11 protein-coding genes are annotated in these 21134 nt (G+C 40.8%); 6 read left to right on the forward strand and 5 right to left on the reverse strand.

What is annotated here, in order from left to right; translation table 11 throughout:
- Positions 1 to 33 precede the first annotated feature (33 nt).
- On the reverse strand, positions 34 to 933 hold the full coding sequence (locus HMPREF0659_RS05560) for a diaminopimelate dehydrogenase (RefSeq protein ID WP_013264716.1): 900 nt from the start codon (positions 931 to 933) through the stop codon (positions 34 to 36).
- Between the two features lie 535 nt (positions 934 to 1468).
- Here HMPREF0659_RS05560 and ruvA point away from each other — a divergent pair.
- Together ruvA and sov are read left to right on the forward strand one after the other, a co-directional pair.
- The gene (gene ruvA, locus HMPREF0659_RS05565) at positions 1469 to 2086 is read left to right on the forward strand and encodes a Holliday junction branch migration protein RuvA (RefSeq protein WP_013264550.1); all 618 of its coding nucleotides are present in this window, start codon (positions 1469 to 1471) and stop codon (positions 2084 to 2086) included.
- A gap of 192 nt (positions 2087 to 2278) precedes the next feature.
- Positions 2279 to 9841: a T9SS outer membrane translocon Sov/SprA gene (sov, locus tag HMPREF0659_RS05570; RefSeq protein ID WP_044045994.1), complete on the forward strand. Its 7563-nt coding sequence runs from the start codon at positions 2279 to 2281 to the stop codon at positions 9839 to 9841.
- A gap of 181 nt (positions 9842 to 10022) precedes the next feature.
- Here sov and HMPREF0659_RS05575 read toward each other — a convergent pair whose 3' ends face one another.
- Together HMPREF0659_RS05575 and HMPREF0659_RS05580 are read right to left on the reverse strand one after the other, a co-directional pair.
- On the reverse strand, positions 10023 to 10763 hold the full coding sequence (locus HMPREF0659_RS05575) for a hypothetical protein (RefSeq protein ID WP_013264808.1): 741 nt from the start codon (positions 10761 to 10763) through the stop codon (positions 10023 to 10025).
- 10 nt (positions 10764 to 10773) lie between these two features.
- Positions 10774 to 12189, reverse strand: a complete 1416-nt coding sequence (locus tag HMPREF0659_RS05580; RefSeq protein WP_013264339.1) for a hypothetical protein — start codon at positions 12187 to 12189, stop codon at positions 10774 to 10776.
- 525 nt (positions 12190 to 12714) lie between these two features.
- Here HMPREF0659_RS05580 and HMPREF0659_RS13030 point away from each other — a divergent pair.
- Positions 12715 to 12981 carry a DUF1016 N-terminal domain-containing protein gene (locus HMPREF0659_RS13030; protein ID WP_226893189.1) on the forward strand — a complete coding sequence of 89 codons (267 nt, stop codon included), beginning with the start codon at positions 12715 to 12717 and terminating at the stop codon, positions 12979 to 12981.
- Positions 12982 to 13317: 336 nt separating this feature from the next.
- Here the strand turns inward: HMPREF0659_RS13030 and cysK are convergent, their stop codons facing one another.
- On the reverse strand, positions 13318 to 14265 hold the full coding sequence (cysK, locus tag HMPREF0659_RS05585) for a cysteine synthase A (protein ID WP_013264245.1): 948 nt from the start codon (positions 14263 to 14265) through the stop codon (positions 13318 to 13320).
- A 194-nt stretch (positions 14266 to 14459) separates the two neighbouring features.
- Between cysK and HMPREF0659_RS05590 the strand changes: the two genes are divergently transcribed.
- The 3 genes from HMPREF0659_RS05590 to HMPREF0659_RS05600 all read left to right on the forward strand — a co-directional run bounded on the left by HMPREF0659_RS05590 (position 14460) and on the right by HMPREF0659_RS05600 (position 17742).
- Positions 14460 to 15278, forward strand: a complete 819-nt coding sequence (locus HMPREF0659_RS05590) for an AAA family ATPase (protein ID WP_013264436.1) — start codon at positions 14460 to 14462, stop codon at positions 15276 to 15278.
- 19 nt (positions 15279 to 15297) lie between these two features.
- Positions 15298 to 16311 (forward strand): DUF4435 domain-containing protein, encoded by a 1014-nt coding sequence (locus HMPREF0659_RS05595; protein ID WP_013264355.1) that lies wholly within the window; start codon positions 15298 to 15300, stop codon positions 16309 to 16311.
- 129 nt (positions 16312 to 16440) lie between these two features.
- The gene (locus HMPREF0659_RS05600) at positions 16441 to 17742 is read left to right on the forward strand and encodes an alpha-L-fucosidase (RefSeq protein ID WP_013265003.1); all 1302 of its coding nucleotides are present in this window, start codon (positions 16441 to 16443) and stop codon (positions 17740 to 17742) included.
- A 301-nt stretch (positions 17743 to 18043) separates the two neighbouring features.
- On the opposite strand, the gene HMPREF0659_RS05605 is transcribed toward HMPREF0659_RS05600, so the two are convergent.
- Positions 18044 to 21109, reverse strand: coding sequence for a metallophosphoesterase (locus HMPREF0659_RS05605; RefSeq protein WP_013264305.1), 3066 nt, complete (start codon positions 21107 to 21109; stop codon positions 18044 to 18046).
- Positions 21110 to 21134: the final 25 nt, after the last annotated feature.

Here is a 21134-nt window from a genome sequence, read left to right on the forward strand (position 1 = left end):
ATTGGGCTAATAAGGCTAATAAGACTAATAGCCTTAAACCAAAGTTGCAATAATATCCTCGCGGTTACCTGGGAGCATATCAATGACTGGAATCTCAGGCATTGTATAGCAACCCGGAGCAAGGCGCATACTTGCACGTGCCACGTTAACAAGTACCTGTGCTGTGAGCGCAGGGTTATTGATAGACATATCGAAAGAGAAGTGCTGGTTGTGGGTCTTACCACTCACACCCTTACGAGTCATGTGAACACCATGACCAACATCGTTCAAAGCTGCGACGCTTGGTACTGCAAATACGTGTAGCTCGTCGTGTGCAAAGTAGTCGTCAGCCTTAAGTTCCTTTGTTACATCCTCAAGGTTGGCACCCTCTTCTAACTCAACATAAACCATACGGCGATGAATTCCCTCACCGAGAGGAATAGTCATTGACAAAGCTTCCTTAACGCCCTTCTTGCTACGAGCCACAACAGAGTGACCCATTGAGCGACCTGGGCCAAAGTTGGTATAAGAAAGACCTTCTGGTGCGAGGCTCTCTAACAAGATACGAACAACTGAATCAGATCCTGGATCCCAACCAGCAGCAATAACACTAACGGTGTTAGTACGCTTGTTGTTCTCCATTTGCTTAGTACGATAGTCAAGGATTGAACCGTGAATATCAAAAGAATCTACAGTATTGATACCCAATGCAGAAATCTTCTCAGCATATTCTGGACAGCTACGAGTTGGTGCTGCGAGGATAGCCACATCAACATCTTTCAACTTTGTTATATCATCAACAACCTCATATGGGGTCAGTTCCAATGGTTTATCCTTGTCACCCTGACGGCGAACGATACCTGCAATCTCAAAATCCTTTGCTGCTTCAAGTGCCTGAACACTGTAAACACCAATGTTACCATAGCCTACGACGGCTGCTCTAATCTTTTTCATATTCTTTACCTTTAACAGTTTAGTTCTCGTTATCTCCTACAAAAGTAACGTTTTATTTAAAGAAAGTATAACACAAAAAGGGTTTTAACATAATTATGTAATTAAAAAGAACCGACAACCACTCGAGCCTACAACTGGCCACCAACTGGCCCCAACTGGCCACCAACTGGCCCCTCCCCCTTACCCCTCCCCCAAAGGGAGGGGCGTAATTACCGAGATACCCCTTGTGGTTAGTACACGAGTTTACTGGTGGACAAGATTACAGGTAGACGAGGTGACGTGTAAACAAGTTGTTCAGCTTGGGAGTTGACTCTTTTCTTGCAAGCAATCTATAAGCATACGGTACATTTCACGCCCCTCCCTTTGGGGGAGGGGGAAGGGGGAGGGGCCAGTTGGTGGCCAGTTGGTGGTGGCCGCTTGTGCCTTCTTTTTTTTATTTATGCCTTTTGTAATACAATATTTTGTTTTTATATTACGTTATTAATTCTGTATATACAAAACCCCTTGCCACGGTAAGGATTATTTTTATTAGATTATGATTGAATACATCAGGGGCGAATTAGCTGACCTGACACCTGCTTTGGCTGTTGTCGAGGCACATGGTGTGGGTTATGCACTGAACATTTCGCTCAACACTTATAGTGCCATACAGGGTAAGACAGCTGTGAAACTCTATGTGCACGAGGCTATTATGACAGGTGGGCGTGACGACAACTATACACTCTACGGCTTTGCTAACAAGCAGGAACGCTCGCTCTATCGACTGTTGATTACCGTTTCGGGAGTCGGTGCTAATACCGCTCGTATGATTCTCTCATCACTGACACCTGCAGAACTTTGCAATGTCATTGCTAATGGTGACGAGAAGATGTTGAAGACGGTGAAGGGAATCGGACTCCGTACAGCACAACGTATCATCGTTGACTTGAAGGACAAGATTATGCAGAGCGGTATTGCAGACGAGTTACATGTAAGCAGTCAGCCTAATACACCAGCTGTCAACGCTGCTATTAAGGATGAAGCAGTCAGCGCATTGACAATGCTCGGTTTCTCTCCTGCCCCATCTGCTAAGGTTGTTGTGAGTATCCTCACCGAACAGCCTGATTTACCAGTGGAGCAGGTTGTTAAGTTAGCGTTGAAGATGATTAAGTAAAAAGCGAACCAACCAACTGGCCCCACAGCTGGCCCCTCCCCCATCCCCTCCCCCCAAAGGGAGGGGCGTGATTACCGCCTACAACTGCATCTTGCTGTATGTTAAGGCTTACCATTGGTTAGAACTATCCACCTACTCCAACATATCCCCTCCTTTGGAGGGGCTTGGGGAGGTATAGAACCACTTATCTTCTTGAAAAGAAAGTATTACATATCCATCCTTATTATCACACTTCTCGGCAGTATCGGACTGTTGAGCTGGGGACGCTCGGCACTTGGTTTTGCACCAATTGCAAAACTGGTTTATGCGGTAGCGCCACCTGATACGGTTAAGAAAGCGAAGCCTATTGAAGTGGAGATTGATGAGGAGACTATTCCTGACTCTTTGCTACACCCTCGTTGGAAGGTGCAGCGCACAACCCCTATCACTTACGACGACCTCAAGGAGAACTCTACCGACCTTATCCGACCAGAGAATATGCGACAGACTGTGGAGTATAATGACTCGCTCGACCGCTATATCATTGGTTATAAGATTGGTAAGACTTACGTGATGGCTCCAATCATGATGACGCCAGAGGAGTATCGGAAGTGGACGGAGAAGCGTAGCTTTACAGATTACTACCGTTCAAAGAACCAAGAGATACTCAGGGAGAAGGGTAAGGATAAGTTCGACTTTACTGATATGCACTTCTCATTGGGGCCTGCTGAAAAGATATTCGGTCCTGGTGGTGTACGTATTAAGACACAGGGTTCGGCTGAATTGAAGTTCGGTGCAAACATCAAGAACATTGATAACCCATCACTGCCTATCCGTAATCGTAAGACAACGGCAATGGATTTTGATGAGAAAATCAATGTCAACGTGAATGGTAAGGTGGGTGATAAGGTGAACATGAACCTTAACTACAACACCGATGCAACCTTTGACTTTGACACACAGAACTTCAAACTGAGATATGAAGGTAAGGAAGACGAGATTATCAAACTCGTTGAGGGCGGTAATGTTACCTTCCCTTCTAACAACTCTCTCGTACAGGGAGCATCTGCCCTCTTCGGTATTCGTACCGATATGCAGTTTGGTAAACTGAAGTTACAGACCGTATTATCACAAAAGAAGAGTTCTAACAAGAGCGTTAGTTCACGTGGTGGCAAACAGCTTACACCATTTGAGATTGATGCTGCCGACTATGAAGAGAACCACCACTTCTTCCTTTCACAATATTTCCGCGACAACTATGACACAGCAATGAAGTCATTGCCTAACCTCAAGACGGGTGTAACAATTAATCGTGTGGAGGTGTGGGTGACAAATAAGACTGGAACAACCAGTAACACGCGAAACATTGTTGCACTGACCGACCTCGGTGAAAACAAGAAGATTAGCCGTACTGATCTGTGGGGAACTGGTAACGGACCCGTACCAACAAACAATGCCAATACAGAGTACACCACTATTACACAGACCTACCCTGCTGCTCGTAATATAGACCAAGTGACGAGTATTCTTGATGGTGCAGGTCTTGTGGGTGGTAACGACTACGAAAAGTTGGCAAATGCCCGACTGCTCAATAGTTCTGAATACACGATCAACAATGCCTTGGGTTATATCTCACTGAAAAGCGGTCTACAGACTGACCAAGTATTGGCGATTGCTTACGAATATACCTATGGTGGCGTTACCTATCAGGTGGGTGAGTTTGCCAGCGACCGTACCAATATCAACGAGGCTCTCTTCGTCAAGTCATTGAAGAACACCAGCAATAATCCTAAGCAAGGAAACTGGGACTTGATGATGAAAAACGTGTATTATCTCGCTTCAAACATTGAGCGCGATAAGTTCCGCCTTGACGTGAAGTATCAGAGTGATACGACAGGTGTCTATCTGTCATACATTCCAGAACCGCAAGTAAAGAACCAAACGCTCATCAAACTTCTCAATGCTGACCGACTGGATAACAATAACAATCCACATTCCAATGGTTATTTTGATTACGTTGAGGGATATACTATCAGCAACGGACGTGTATTCTTCCCTATGGCTGAACCTTTCGGTAATGGACTTCGGAAAGCATTGACAGATAAGGGTGTTACTACAGCTATTGCGAATAAATACGTTTTCGAACAACTCTACGATTCTACGAAGACCATTGCTAAGCAGATTGCCGAGAAGGATAAGTTCATACTCGTTGGCCAGTATCGTGGCTCAGCAGCAAATGTTATCTCCCTTGGAGCCTATAACGTTCCACAGGGTTCGGTAATAGTAACTGCGGGCGGTGTGACCTTGAATGAGGGTTCTGACTATAGTGTTGATTACAGTGCTGGTGAGGTGACAATCCTTAATCAGAGTATTATCGATGCAGGTACAGCAGTCAATGTATCATTAGAAAGCCAGAGTGCTTATCAACAGGAGCGTAAGACGATGATTGGTGTAAACTGGGAGTACGACTTCTCAAAGGACTTCCAGATTGGTGGTACCTTCATGCACCTCTCTGAACAACCGTTGACAACAAAGGTCAATATGGGTTCAGAACCACTCAACAACACCATTTGGGGACTAAATATCAACTGGAAGAAAGAGAGTCAGTGGCTTACGAATATGCTCAATAAGATTCCATTCCTACACGTTACACAGCCTTCTTATATCACTTTCTCGGCTGAGTTCGCACAGTTGTTAGCAGGCCAGAGCAAGGGAACACAGGACAATGCTTCTTATCTTGATGACTTTGAGGGAGCAAAGACAACTATCGACGTAAGTCAGCCTACCTCTTGGATTATCTCCAGTGTACCATCAGACTTCCCTGAGTATTCAGATAAAACAACCCTTCGTAGTGGCTTCAACCGAAGTCTTTTGGCATGGTACACTATCGACCCGCTCTTCACTCGTCGTAGTAGTTCGCTGACTCCAGGACACATTAAGAGTGACCTTGAACAGCTCTCTAATCACTATGTACGTGAGATTCCAGTTACCGAATTGTTCCCAATTCGGGACCGAAACTACAGTGGTTCTACCTCTACATTGAATATTCTGAACCTCGCTTACTATCCTTCTGAGCGTGGACCGTATAACTTCAATCCGAATATTGACGTTAACGGACACCTCACGAATCCTACTGGAACATGGGGAGGTATGATGCGTAAGTTGGATACTAACGACTTCCAAACTGCTAACATCGAATATATAGAGTTCTGGATGCTCGACCCATTCATCTACTCCAACCGACTACCAAATGCAAACCAGTATGGTGGTGACTTCTATATCAACCTTGGAGAGGTGTCTGAAGACGTACTGAAAGATGGTAAGAAGTTCTACGAGAGTGGTATGCCTGTAGATGGTAGTCACTCATGGACAACTACGCAATGGGGTAAAATACCAACACAAAGTACGATTACTTACGCCTTCGCAACCTCAAAGGGTAGTCGTGCGAAGCAAGATGTCGGCTTTAACGGTTTGACGGATGAAGAAGAACAGCAGTTTGCTTCTTATCAGAACTTCCTTACAGCTGCTCGTGCTAATACCAATCAGGCAGTCTTCGACTCGATATGGGCAGACCCTGCCAATGATGACTACCACTATTTCCGTGGCTCTGATTGGGATGCAAAGCAGGCTTCTATCCTTGAACGATATAAGCGTATCAACAACCCACAGGGTAACTCACCAGACAATGATAACAATAACGAGCGTTATGACACCTCATACAAGACAACACCTGATGTAGAGGACATCAATCAGGACTATACACTGAACGAATACGAGAAATACTACCAGTACCATATTAGTATTCGTCCACAAGACCTTGTCGTAGGTCAGAACTTCATTGTTGACAAGCGTGTAGCCTCAGCCCCACTGCGTAAGGGTGGTTCTGAACCTGTCACATGGTATCAGTTCCGTATTCCTTTAGAGGAGTTCCAAAAGCGTGTGGGTAATATCAGCGACTTTACCAGCATCCGCTTTATGCGTATGTTCCTCACTGGTTTTGCCAAACCTATCGTACTCCGCTTTGGAACCTTCGACCTTGTAAGTGGTAAGTGGCGTCAGTATCAACAGAACCTTACCAACTCTGCAAGTAATTCGGGTACAATGTCAGTGAGTGCTGTGAGCCTTGAAGAGAATAATGACAAGGTTCCTGTGAACTATGTAATACCTCCAGGCATTGAACGTGGAAAGGACCCTAACCAGCCACAGTTGGTCGAGGAGAATGAGCAGGCACTCTCTATGGTTGTCAACAATCTTGGAACAGGCGAGTCAAAGGCTGTCTATAAGAATACAACCCTCGATCTTCGTCAGTACAAGCGTCTGCAGATGTTCGTACATGCAAATGCCTTTGAACAGAATACGACTAATCTTACGGATAACCAGTTGGCTGTGTTCATCCGTTTGGGTTCTGACTATAAGAACAACTACTACGAATATGAAATTCCTTTGAAGCTGTCAGCACCAGGCCATTATGACATGTACACTGGTCAGGATAGACGTATTGTATGGCCAGAGGAGAACATGCTCGACATACCATTGAAGCTCCTCACCTCCGTGAAGAAGCAACGTAATCAGGCACGTGGTTCAGGAACAGCAAGCTATAACCGTGCTTTCTCTATATACGACACCGATCATCCTGCTAACAAAGTAACGGTGATGGGTAACCCAACCCTTGGTGAAGTAAAGACGATGATTATTGGTGTTCGCAACCTTTCCAGCAGTCAGAAGAGTGGAGAGGTATGGGTGAATGAACTACGTCTACGAGAGTTTAACAACGAAGGTGGATGGGCAGCAAGAGGTCAGCTTAACCTACAACTGTCTGACTTCGGTACTGTGGATGTTAATGCCAGCCATAGCACTGATGGCTTTGGTGGTTTGGAGCAGGGTGTTAACGAGCGACAGCAGGAGTCTAAGACGGATGTTTCTGTTACCACAAGCCTTGAGTTAGGAAAGTTCTTCCCTGACAAAGCAAAGGTCTCAGCACCATTATATTACAGCGTAACCAAGAGCGAGAGTCGTCCTAAATACAACCCTCTCGACACAGATATGGAATTGAAGGATGCTCTTGATGGTACTGCTAACCGTCAAGAGCGTGACTCCATCGAGTCTATTGCCGTTACAAAACGACTGACAACGAACTTCTCTTTGTCTAATGTACGTGTTGGTATTCAGACGAAGAACCACCCTATGCCATACGACCCTGCTAACTTCTCATTCTCTTATAGCCATTCTCATTCTCACACGTCGGGTGAGACAACGGTCTATGAGAATGAAGACAACTGGCGTGGAGCATTGAACTATAACTGGACACCAGTATATAAGTCTTGGGAACCTTTCAAGCGTCTTATCAAGAGTAGATCGAAATGGTTTGAAATCCTCAAACGCTTCGGACTAAACTGGCTCCCACAGAACGTAACCTTCAACACTGAAATGGTGCGCAACTACTACGAGTTGCAGGAGCGTGATATGGAATCAACAGAGAACAGTCTGCTACCTCTTACCTTCAGCGAGCAGTTCCTTTGGAATCGTGACTTCGCTCTACGTTGGGACTTGACACGCAATCTCCACATGAACTTCCAGAGTGCGACACATGCTGAGATTGAAGAACCTTACACTCCTATTAATAAAGACCTCTATGCCGACCGTTATCAGGCATGGAAAGACTCGGTATGGACAAGCATTAAACACTTCGGTACTCCACTCGATTACCAACAGAATTTCACGCTTTCTTATCAGCTTCCACTCAATCTGCTACCTATCTTTGACTGGGTAAATGCTGATGCGAATTATACTGCATCTTATACTTGGGTGCGTGGAACAAGTCTTGATAATGGTACTTCGCTCGGTAATACCATCACAAGTAATCGTGCATTGAACATCAATAGTACCTTTAACTTTGAACGCCTCTATAACCATATTCCTTTCTTAAAGAAAACGAACGAACGCTTCAACCGCACCCGCCCTACTCGTCCTAAGCTGACAGCAGAACAGAAGAAGGCTGAGAGAGAAAAGAAAGAAAAAGAAAGGAAGGAGAAAGATAAAGACGACGACAAGAAGAAAGCACTGCCAAAGAACCAGAAGAGCTTTGAAAAGGAAATCGTTATCAATGCCGATTCTGCTATCCTTGTTTCACATGGTAAGAACACAAAACGCCTTATCGTTTCGGCTAAAGACGAAAGAGGAAAGGCTATCAAGATTAAGTATCGTAAGGTAGGTGATACGCAGTTGAAAGTCTTTAATCGTACTGACTCTGCCATCCGCATGAAACTTACCGTAACGCCTAAGGAACCACTCGATAATAAGGGATGGTATAAGACCGCACAATGTGTGGCACGTGCACTGATGATGGTACGTTCGGCAAGTATTTCTTATCGTGACCAATATGCAATGGCACTGCCTGGCTTTATGCCAACGGTGGGTGATGCCTTTGGACAGACACGTGGAACAGGTGCCTTATCACCTGGTCTTGACTTCGCTTTCGGTCTTATTGATGATGATTACATTGGTAAGGCACGTGACAACCATTGGTTGCTTATGAACGACAGTGTGGCTACACCTGCTGTAACGAACCGCACAGAAGACTTGCAGATTCGTATGACACTTGAACCATTCAAGGACTTCAAGATTGACCTTACAGCCAGTCGTATGCAGACTACCTCACGGAGTATCCAGTATATGTATACGGGTACGCCTACTACACAGAGCGGTTCGCTCACGATGACAACCCTATCATTAGGTACTGCATTCGAGAGTCAGGGCAATGCCAACAACGGCTATCATAGTCCAACGTTTAATCGTTTCGTACAGTCACTCGACAGTTATCGCAACCGTGTTGAGGCACAATATAACAATGCAACCTACCCTGCTTCATATGGTGGTGGACACTTCACTCCTGCAGTAGGTTCTGTTAATAAGTATAGTGCAGATGTTATGGTTCCTGCTTTCCTCAATGCGTACACCAGCATGAGTGGAAACGGACTCAACATCTTCCCTTCTCTGCGCAGTTTATTGCCTAACTGGTCTATCCGTTACAGTGGTCTTTCACGCTTGCCATTCTTTGAACAGTTCTTCAAGAGTGTCAACATCAATCATGCTTACCGCAGTATCTTTGCTATCGGTTCTTATCAGAGCTATAGCACATGGCAGGAATACATGAACGGACTCGGTTTCATTACCGATGCAACTACGGGTAACCCAATCCCAAGTTCGATGTATAACATCTCACAGGTGAGTATCAACGAGGCATTCTCGCCTCTGTTAGGTGTTGACGTAACCCTTCAGAACAACCTCACTGCACGCTTGGAATATCGCCAGACACGTGTATTATCACTCTCGATGACCAGTGTACAGTTGAATGAAGCCTCATCAAAAGACTGGGTTATCGGTATTGGTTATAGAATCAACGACTTCAATCTTTTCAACAATGGTACACGACGTGTGGCAAACGGTAAGAAGAAAAAAACATCAGACTCCTCACAGCAAGACAACAGTTCTTCTCGTCAGAACAACGGATTGAACCGTGACCTCAACCTACGTCTTGACATGAGCTATCGCCAGCAGGCATCGCTCACACGTGACATTGCATCGCTGACATCAGCAGCTTCAAGTGGTAATACTGCTTTCAAGTTCTCTTTCTTGAGCGACTACACCCTGAGCCGTCTGGTTACTGCCAGCCTCTACTACGACTTACAGATTAATACTCCACTCCTCTCGTCAGGCAGTTACCCTACAACCACCCACGACTTTGGTGTGAGCCTAAGACTTAGTCTGACAAGGTAAACTAAGAGATTACAATTTTGCAATCACGATTGCAAAATATAACTTGAATATTCGTTTTATTCCAAGAAACATAAAAAGGTGTACTATTTTTCACTTTAAGTACACCTTGTATTAATTTATTTGTTTTCTGTTTTTCTATATAGAACCATCCAAAGAATGTCATTCTAAGACCAATATAAAGCTATTTTATTGCAAACTCTCTTACGCTCCTCTCAGAATCATACCAATCTAAGATGAGTTTAAGAATCCTTGAGGTAGGACGTTCTGCAATTGGCGTATATTGATTTATATGCTTTGTAAATAGAACAAAGGTCCCTTCCAGTTGCGTATCTTTAAATTCTGGGGCTATGCGTCCTTCACACTCTCTTAAGCCAATAATACGACAAAGTTCTCCACATTCCATATCCAGAATATGCTCAAATTCATAACCCATCCATACCCATCCTTTCTCATCAAAGAGTTTCCCAAAATAAGCTTGTGACTCCTTATTCTTCACAACAAGCAATTTAGGTTTTACAACTTCTTCAATAATGTGCATCGTAAGATTTAATTGGTCAACAATGAATTTTATACCATCAGATGTCTTTAATATTTGGGTTTTCAAAATATTCTGCTCCCTCTCCTTAAAATAGAAAATATCAAGATAATCAGACTTATCTCTTAAATCTATATCTTCGTCAAAAAGCATCTTCTTTACTGGACTCCAATAATTATCATATTGTTGCCCATACCAGATTTCTTTTATTGGTCCATGAATAATCCCACTATCTTCATTATTGCGAAACGATGGATTAATTCCTGTTACTAAAATATCACTTTGGACATTGTCTGCATAAGTATAACCTCTGCTAATAATCTCATTGGGAAGTGAAGCAATGTATTCCTCATTCCAAATCTCAGCTAATCTTTTTCCTATATCCATAATTAAAATTCTATAATAGCTTTCTTATTTTATTTATCAATTCACCTCTTTCAACTGTATCAAGAATAGTTATATCATCAGAAAAAAATACAGGAATATTTGTTCCACGTAAAATATAATGATTATCTATTTCTGTGACAGGATCTATCCATCGATCTGCACCGAAAATTAGATATCGGCAATAATCTGTAAAGAATACTATAACCAAAGGGTTGATTTTTCTTATAGTTTCATAAGTCAGTTCTAACTGCTCTCGAATAAAATTTTCATCACTTTTAAGCATCTTGTCTCTATCATTCTCACGCATATACAATAGATTTATCTGTGTATATCCTTTTTCAAAAGATGCAGCAAATTCTTCTAAGCTTTTAAAATACTCTGGAGCATCATCACGCTGATAGAAACTTCCATACATTAATGATTCTTTATCTGTACTCAGGAGCATTAGTTCGTCATCCCTATAGTCGTAAGCAGGATTGATTCCCACGAACAATATACTATCTTTAACTCCATCTGCTGCAAAAAGAGGCTTTCTACGAATAAAGTCATAATCTAAACATTGATACTTATTCCATATAGACGCAAGTCTTGTTTCTATCCGTCCATTCTCATTAAGATCAAAGAAAATAGGAGACTGAATATTTAATTCCTCTTCAGCATTGGAAAAATTGCTTTCCTGTTGGGAAACTCCTTCTATAAGCACAATAGGTTGAGACTTCCTACTTTTATTAGAGTTCATGGGAGCCTGTTTCTTCTTTAACAAATACTTTATATAGAAAATTACACCTATGATAAAGCTAAGAGCAATGACAAATATAAGTGTATAAGATAAAGTAGCAGTAGGAGAATCAGCCAAAGCCATCAGGTAAGCACCGCCTATAATCATTGATAATGCAATTAGACCAGATTGATAAACCTTGAAAAAACGTCTCCGCTTTTGTTTTGAATATATCCGTTTATAGTTTTCCAGATGAGGGTCGTCAGAATCAATTATTTCCAACTCTTGAACAGCCAGTCTATATTTCTCGAGAAGGGCATCAGTATATTTATTTCTTATCTTTGCTTCATCTCCTCCAGATTCCCACTTATTAGCTTTCAATAATACAGAAAGTTTAGAAAGAACTTGAAGTAAAGGCTCTTTCTCAAGTGGGATATCTAAATTATTTAACGCATCTATATTTTCAAGTACTGCTCCGTCCAAAACATATAGTTGATTCTTTCGTTCTATATCAGCATGCACAATAGCCTCCTGACGTCGGCATTCGTTTTCTATTCTTTTTCTTTCAGATGAAGATATTCTGCTTCTATTTGAATTCCTAACACGCCGATAAGGTGTAGAATGTCTATCACCAAAAATTATATTACTGATAAACTTTCCTGTATTTTTACCCAATTCTCTCTTTAATGAGTTCTCAAATGTTCCCATAGATTATTGTTTATAAATTGTTAAGATAATAGTATGATAAGTGTATTATCAAAAGAAATTCTGTCTTCTAATATTGATTCAAATATTTACTCTAAAAAGTACACGCTACAAATTTAACATTTTTATTTTATTCTTAGATAAAAAATAAGAATAAATATATGATAAACATAAAACATTTATCTAACCAACTGTATAAATTCAAAGACTATAGAAATATATCCAACAAACAAGTTTATATATCTTACCAATAGAAACATTTGCAATTAATAAAAAATATTGCAAGTTCATCGAAATACAATCAAAATCACATTCCATCGAGTGAGGTTAAAGCTCAATGGAGAAACCGTTTCGATGTACCCAGCACTCTAAGTGGTACTGATGTATTTCTTTATATGACATAAATCTCTTTTGTTTTCTATGTACTAAACAAGCTACCCTACATTTAACAACACAGTGTGCCATTATCATCCTTTTGGCGTTATGACTCCTGCACGTTAATAAAAGATAGAACGTTCTTATCTTCTTATTGATGACTATGAGATTTGGAAATCGCGATTTCCAAATCTCACTTGGACACATATTTTCAAGGTCATACGTATAGACGACGAGACTGCTACGCGATGGTATCTTGAAGCAGCATCAAAGGAAATGTGGAGCGTCCGAACACTTGACAGACACAAACCTTCCTCTTACAAAAATAATAAAGGAACCTCTTCTCCACTCTCTCCAAAAGGAAAGAATGAAGAAGAAATCAGTCTAAAATGTAATAACTTTTCCACTCCTCGTTTTTAATCAAGCATCTTCTACATTCGAATTAACGCCCTTTTGGCTTGCAAAAGATGCCCTTTTGAGGTGTTACTAACGCCCTTTAAGAAGCCAATTAAGCACCTTTTCTTTTACGAGTTTGCAATCAACTGATAATCTGAAGGTTAGAAAGAGGGAAACTAAAGCATTATTTTACAGTATCAATAGAAGTTAAAGTCTCATTTGTGTAAAACATTTTCAAATATCAAAATAGTATTTATCAAACTATAAAAGCATTATCTTCCTGCCTAAAGACAAAACAGACTGCCGTGTCTTAAAGACAAAAGCAGCCTGTTGGGAAAGTATTTTAGAATTTGAAAACTATTAAAGAGGATACTCGTCAAAGGCGTAAAGCACTGTTGAGAGATAACGCTCACCTGTATCTGGCAGCAAGGTTACGATGGTCTTACCTGCATTCTCTGGACGCTTAGCAATCTCAGTAGCTGCAAAGGCTGCTGCACCAGATGAGATACCAACCAACAAACCTTCTTGTTGTGCCAACTGACGACCAGCAAGGATAGCTTGATCATTCTCTACTTGGAATATCTCATCAACATACTTATTATTATAAGTGTTTGGTACGAAGCCTGCACCAATACCCTGAATCTTATGTGGTCCACTCTCACCACCACTCAAGACAGGCGATGAAGTTGGCTCAACTGCAATAATCTTCACATCAGGATTCTGCTCTTTGAGGTAGCGACCAATACCACTCACTGTACCGCCAGTACCTACACCAGCTACAAACACATCAACCTTACCATCTGTATCGCGCCAAATCTCTGGACCAGTTGTAAGATAGTGGCGTTCTGGATTAGCCTGATTCTCGAACTGCTGAAGGATAATACTACCTGGAATAGAATCTCTCAACTCCTCCGCAGCCTTGATAGCACCCTTCATACCATCCTTTCCACTTGTCAACTTCACCGTAGCACCGTAAGCCTTTACAAGGTTGCGACGCTCCACACTCATAGTCTCTGGCATGGTGAGAATAAGCTTATACCCCTTCACAGCTGACACCAAAGCCAAGCCAACGCCTGTATTTCCACTGGTTGGCTCAATGATTGTAGCTCCTGGCTTTAAGAGTCCTTTAGCCTCAGCATCCTCTATCATAGCCAATGCTATACGATCCTTCACACTACCACCGGGATTGAAATACTCTACCTTTGCAAGAACAGGAGTCTTGAGTCCTCTTTCTGCAGAGAATTTATTAAGTGCTAACAGTGGTGTATTACCGATAAGTTCTGTGAGTTTGTTTACTACCTTTGCCATATTCTTTTGAGTTTTGATTTCTTACTAATTGTTTACGGATGCAAAGGTACGGACATTTACTAACATGTGAAATACTCTCTTTATGTTATTTAGCATACCACAAACGTGGTATTTGTATTAAAATAAAGCATTCTTATTGCCATTAACGCAAAATTCCTTATATTTGCACTACGATTGTCACAATATCTACGAGTATGCAGAAATACGCAGATTACATAGAAGAGATTGAGATTGACTCGCTTTGGAGCGGGAAGAAACATATCCGTTGGACACTGGACCGACAGGTGAATATCCTCAGTGGTATCAATGGTGTCGGGAAGAGTACCATACTTAATAAGGTGGTACGCAGTCTGTCACAAGGTGGTGAGTTCCCCAGCCATTCACTGAAGGGTGTCCGACTAAAGGTAAGTCCTAATGATGCGCGGTGGATACGTTATGACATTATCCGCTCGTTTGACCGTCCACTGATGAACTCGGATAGTATCAGCAAGATCAACGTCGATCTTGTTACAGAACTTGATTGGCAGCTTTTCCAACTTCAACGTAAGTATCTTGACTATCAGGTGAACATCGGTAATCGTATTATCGAGACCTTACAAAGTGGTGAGGCAGATGCTGCAGAGAAGGCACAGCGGATTTCTCAACCTAAGAAACGCTTTCAAGACATCTTAGACGACCTCTTCACCGAAACTGGTAAGAAGATTATCCGTTCTGAGAATGAGATAAAGTTCTCATCACTCGGTGAGGTACTGGCTCCTTATCAGCTGTCAAGTGGTGAGAAGCAGATTTTAGTTATCCTGCTGACCGTATTGGTAGAAGACAATGAACATTACGTTCTCTTTATGGACGAGCCAGAAGTGAGTCTGCATATAGAGTGGCAGAAACGCTTAATCGATCTCATCTTAGAACTGAATCCGAATGTTCAGATTATACTTACGACACACAGTCCAGCTGTCATCATGAACGGATGGATTGACCGTGTGACAGAGGTTACGGACATAACCGATAAATGATTGTCTGAAGGAGGGAGCAATGGGAAAAAGACTGAGCGACAACCTATCATCGGCTTATATTGATGCAGCAAACCGATTGAACGGTAAGCGGGCACGGAGAAAGATTATCGCATACGTAGAAGCGTATGACGATATCTTCTTTTGGCGCACTGTCTTAAGCGGATTTGAGAACGAGGAGCGTTACTTTGAAGTGATGTTGCCATCGCGATTAAACCTTACCAAGGGCAAACGGTCGGTATTGATGAACCTCGTTTCACAGAATATTGGTGAGAACATGATTGCTTGTGTTGATGCTGATTATGACTATCTACTACAAGGAACTACCCCACTATCCGATGAAGTAATCAACAACCCATACGTTTTCCATACGTATGCTTATGCTATTGAAAACCTACAATGCTATGCACCAAGCCTACATGATGTGACTGTAGCAGTAACGCTCAACGACCATTCTATCTTTAATTTCGAAGAGTTCCTAAAGCTATACAGCGAGAGCATACATCCCCTCTTTGTCTGGAGTATCTGGCATTATCGCCAAGGTATTCATCGACGTTTTACGATCTCCGACTTTAATCGAGTTGTGGAGATTGGTAATTTCTCTCTACAAGGGGCAACTGAAAGTATTCAACGGCTACGCCATAAGGTGCAGATGCGTGTACGACAACTGCAAAAGGAGAATCCGAACGCAAAGGATAGCTATCTAAAACTAAAAGACGAACTGCGTTCCTTAGGTGTTACACCTTCAACAACCTACTTATATATTCAAGGTCATCATCTCTTTGATAATATCATCGTACCAGTCTTGAAGTGGGTATGCGACCTTCTTGTGCGTGAACGTGAAGACGAGATTAACCGCAATGCAGTACACGATACGCAACGTCGAAACGAACTATCAAGTTATGGTCATAGTACAGAGGCGATTATCCCTATGCTCCGTCGCAATGTAGGTTATACGAACGCTGAACCATTCCTAAGATTGAAAGAAGATATTTATACATTCTTGAATCCACCGACACAACAACCAATAGACTAAGTCCTTCTGTTTTTTTCATAACATCACCCTACCCCCATGCTTGTATCTACACTTTCTTTACTAAGTGGGGCGTTATCTGCTGTAGTTTTATTATCTTTGTACTCAAAATCTAAACAACAAAATTCTTACATGAAGAAGACTCTACTTTTAATCGCAACACTACTGGCAAGTTATGTCGGTATGGCACAAGAGACTTACCATCCAACGGCTGAGAATCTTAAAGCACGCGAACAGTTCCAAGACGAGAAGTTCGGTATCTTCCTGCACTGGGGACTTTACTCAATGATGGGTACTACCGAATGGATTATGACCAACAGGGATATCAACTATAAGGAATATCCTAAATTGGCAAAGACGTTCTATCCTTCAGAGTTTGATGCGGACGCATGGGTAAAAGCTATCAAGGCTGCTGGTGCAAAGTATATCACGATTACCACACGTCACCATGATGGATTCTCACTCTTTAAGACGGCTACCAGTACTTATAACTCCGTTGATGGTTCACCATTCAAGCGTGACATCATTAAAGAAATGGCTGACGCTTGCCAACGTAATGGTATCAAGTTGCACCTTTACTATTCTCACCTTGACTGGGGACGCGAAGACTATCCAGTGGGAAGAACAGGAACTGGAACGGGTCGACCAAAAGAGAAGGCTAACTGGGCAAGCTACTATAAGTTTATGAACACGCAGCTGACAGAATTGCTCACAAACTATGGAAAGGTGGGTGCAATCTGGTTTGATGGCTGGTGGGATCATGACAGCGACGCAAAACCTTTCGACTGGCAGTTGGAGGAGCAGTATGCTTTGATTCATAAGCTACAACCACAGTGCCTCATCGGTAACAACCACCATCATACTCCTTTCCCTGGCGAGGATATCCAAATCTTCGAACGTGACTTACCGGGTGAGAACAAGGCTGGTCTCTCTGGCCAGAGCATTGGCCGCCTACCCTTAGAATCATGCCAGACTATCAACGAGCATTGGGGATACAATATCACTGACACCCTCTACAAATCACCCAAAGAGCTGATTCAAATGCTCGTTCGTGCTGCAGGAAAGAATGCCAACCTCCTCCTCAATATCGGTCCAGAACCAGGTGGTGCCCTTCCCGAACTTGCCCTCGACCGTCTTCAGGCCATCGGTGAATGGCTGAACAAATATGGTGAAACCATCTACGGCACTCGTGGCGGCATCGTTGGTCCACACGACTGGGGCGTAAGTACACAGCGTGGTAACAAACTCTACATCCACATCCTAAACTGTATGGACTCCAGCCTCTTCATCCCTACTGGCAACCACAAAATCAAGTCTGCCACCGTCTTTGGCACCAACAAGCATGTCAACTTCACAAAAACTGGCAACGGCATCACCCTCAACCTCGACACCATCCCCACTGACATTGATTATATCGTTGAGTTGACGTTGTGATGTAGACTTTTAGCTTATTAACTTCCAAAAACAACCCGCAGCAACCATTTGACTGCTGCGGGTTTTGTTTATATGTAAGTATCGTTTTCTTCCTCAAAAGTATTCGTTATTGATTATCAACAACTTATACTTATATGATACAAATAAGTTCCCTTAATTCGAGTAGTATTGATTAGAAAACATCTTGGATGTTGCCTTTCTAAGGTTGAAGCATTAAATCTTTATTATTTCATTCTATAGTGATGGATAAAGCAAGATAAACTTGATTTTTGGAAAGAAAAACTATTTCTTATTCCATGGTTTAACCTGGCTTATCTGTCTGTTCTCTACTTGGCAACACTTTCTTATTGATATATTTTATTTCTCCAGGATGCATTTTATCGTCATTTGATGCAAGTTTTGTGTAGCATAAAAGAATTAAGTTTTTAGTCCTCTGAATATCAGCATCTGACATGCTACCATTTGCATACATTAATTTCAATGTGTCCAATGTATTCCCGTAGAAGAATGAATGTTTATCTAATGCTGATAAATAATTTCTAACAACTTTATCCCATCCATCAGGTTGTTCATGAATGATGATACAAATAAGAAGATGCTTGATAACAGGATTCTTTTCTGAAGCAATTTGATCAAATACCAGTTGTGCCAATTTAGACGAATAGAAATTATCTTTATACCATCTTACCAAGTTATAAGGAATGGTAGATATAACAGTTATGAGCAACCTATTGGGGTTATTCCTAAATTCGTCAAAACCATCAGTTAACACTAATCCAAAGCCATCATATCTAGCAACGCCATCCTGCGCTAGTGCTGGAGCCATAAGGTATATAACCCTAATAGTATCATACCAAGCATTTGTTATTGCAGTTAAAAGTGCAGTTTTTTTCTCTGGTTCAATATAATCGCTATTACGTAAAGTTTTGGAAGCAATACCTATCATTTCCTGTAAATAGTTTACAGAATAATTCTCAAAAACTTTATAAACAGATTGATGAAATGGAGCCGATGGTATATAGTTTTGATCAACAATAGCATCTTTTATTTCATTTGGCAACTTTGTCTTTTGGAGATTGGTCTCTAATTGTTCGATTGCTTTTGTTACTTGCTCGTCAGTAGTCTCTAACCGTAATTTTGAAAAAGGGTTAATACCTTCTGGCATACCAACCTTTTCGTGTACGGTTTTTGATATACGCATAATATCTTTTGTCACAATATCCGCAGCATCATTTCTAGTTCTATCACTACCTGTGTAAAACTCAAGGACTTCTGGATAGTGAGCATAATTTTCCTTATCTAGTATGAATTTGCTAAATTCTGGACTTTTTGACATGCGCATAGCAGCAAAATAATACACCCAATATGCAAATCTAAATCCGTATAGATTCGGTTCATATTGACAAATTATATGATTCTTTTGCAACAAATCAAAAAGATAACTAACTTCTATAGTCAATTTTTGTTGGTCACAGAAATTATACAGCACCTCACAAAACTGTTTTTCATTGAAGTAAAATTCTTCTTTTCTAATCATTTGCTCACAATAATAGCCGAGAGCAAACTCGCAATCTTTAACATCTGGTAGCGACTTGTAAGTGGGGACTTGTGTATTATCGAAGATAATTCGTAATACTTTTTCTATAACAGCTGTTCGATTTACTGGGTTTTCATCAAATGAATTGCTGAAGACTTCCAACAAGGTAATACAATTCAAAGGGGTACGATGCATATTAAAATTTTGTATATCTGCATCTAACCTCTTTAAAATAATATCGTTTTGTCCGATATGCTTATAACGATTGTATATTTCTACTATTGAACGAATTTGGCTAGTTTGGAGCGGAGCCATATACAGAATAGAAAACTCAAATTCAGAGGTTGCCATATTCTCAATTTCTACTAATGTCTTCTCTAACATTGGACATAATATTAGTATTGGAATTTGAGGATAATCTTGCGTTATTGTTGTCAATATCTGTTTCGCATCTTTATTAGAAAGAGTCCAATTATCTATAATTATACGTTTCACATCTTCTTGCTTGACATTAAATAGAGTTAATTGAGAATTAATACTCTTAGTCACTGCGGCTTTTTTTATTAATCCTCCGTCAAGATATAAACAGAACTCTTTACGTTCTTTCCATAATTTCAAGATAAAGTGCCAAGCAAAAGAGGTTAATCCATATTGAGCCGGGGTAATAATTTTTATATTTTGATTGTAGGTCATTATAGTAGCTTCATCAAGTAAACAATCCTTTCTGAATCGATAAGAATGGTCAAATCTTTGACTACTAAAAAAACGATCTAGCCATACGAGGGGTTGGTCCCCATATACATTCATTGTGTCACGAAAACGTTCTTCCATCATAATTTTGATTGGATCCGTTATAAATGGCTTTGAATTATCAAACTTGATGGTACCATTCTCATCTTCTGTAAAATCTATGCCTTTACGGAAAGAATTTCTGCTTGAAAACCATTCCCTATAGGTTATCTTATCTACAAGTTTTTCCTTTAATTCTATTATACAATATCCTAACTTATCTGACTTGTTTGTATAAAGCTGTGGTGCCATGCACCAAATAAAGCTATCCGTATCATTATTGTTACACAGGATATTTTGTTCATGAGTATGACCTGTCAAGACCAAATCAAAATGTAATTTTACTATTTTTTTTAATTCAGAGGAAGACCACTCTGTTAGGAATTCAAACGGATGGTGTAGCACTAATATCTTTTTCTTTGAATTAATATTTACCCAGTTATACAATCCTCTTGTAGCAATATTTAGATGTCCCTTATCATCTTTTAATATTGGATACTGTGAATCATCTATGCCTGCATACGAAGTCAGAGAAGAATTCATACAATATACGCTCCATTCATCATTCAATTCCATATGGTATCCAATAGAATCATAATTCGCACATCCTAACTTCTGAGATAAAAAAGACCCAAAATTTTCAAATTTGTCAGTTAGAAGAGTTTTATCTTGTTTTTCTAAAAAATCATTAAACTCTCCTTCTTTGATATTTCTACTTAAAAAGGCGGTGTACAAAATTTTCTTTTCTTCAATTTTAGCCCTTTGGACATCATGATTGCCAGGAACACAGATAAAATGCTCTTGTGGAATACCCAAACCTAGTAATGGAACAATTACATCATTCCAAAACAATTCATATGATTCCTTATTGTCAGCTGTTTGAACCAAATCCCCTCCAATAATAACAAATACTTCTTTATGAGGTATCTCATTAAGTTGTTTTTTTATATCTTGAATAAATGCATTAATAACAATTCCTTCATTTTCTGCTTTTCTACCAGTAAAATGAATATCTGATATGTATATAATTAAAGTATTCATGTAACTCCTTTTTTTGTTTTTTTTG

This window comes from Prevotella melaninogenica ATCC 25845 (assembly GCF_000144405.1).
GTDB classification, from domain to species: domain Bacteria; phylum Bacteroidota; class Bacteroidia; order Bacteroidales; family Bacteroidaceae; genus Prevotella; species Prevotella melaninogenica.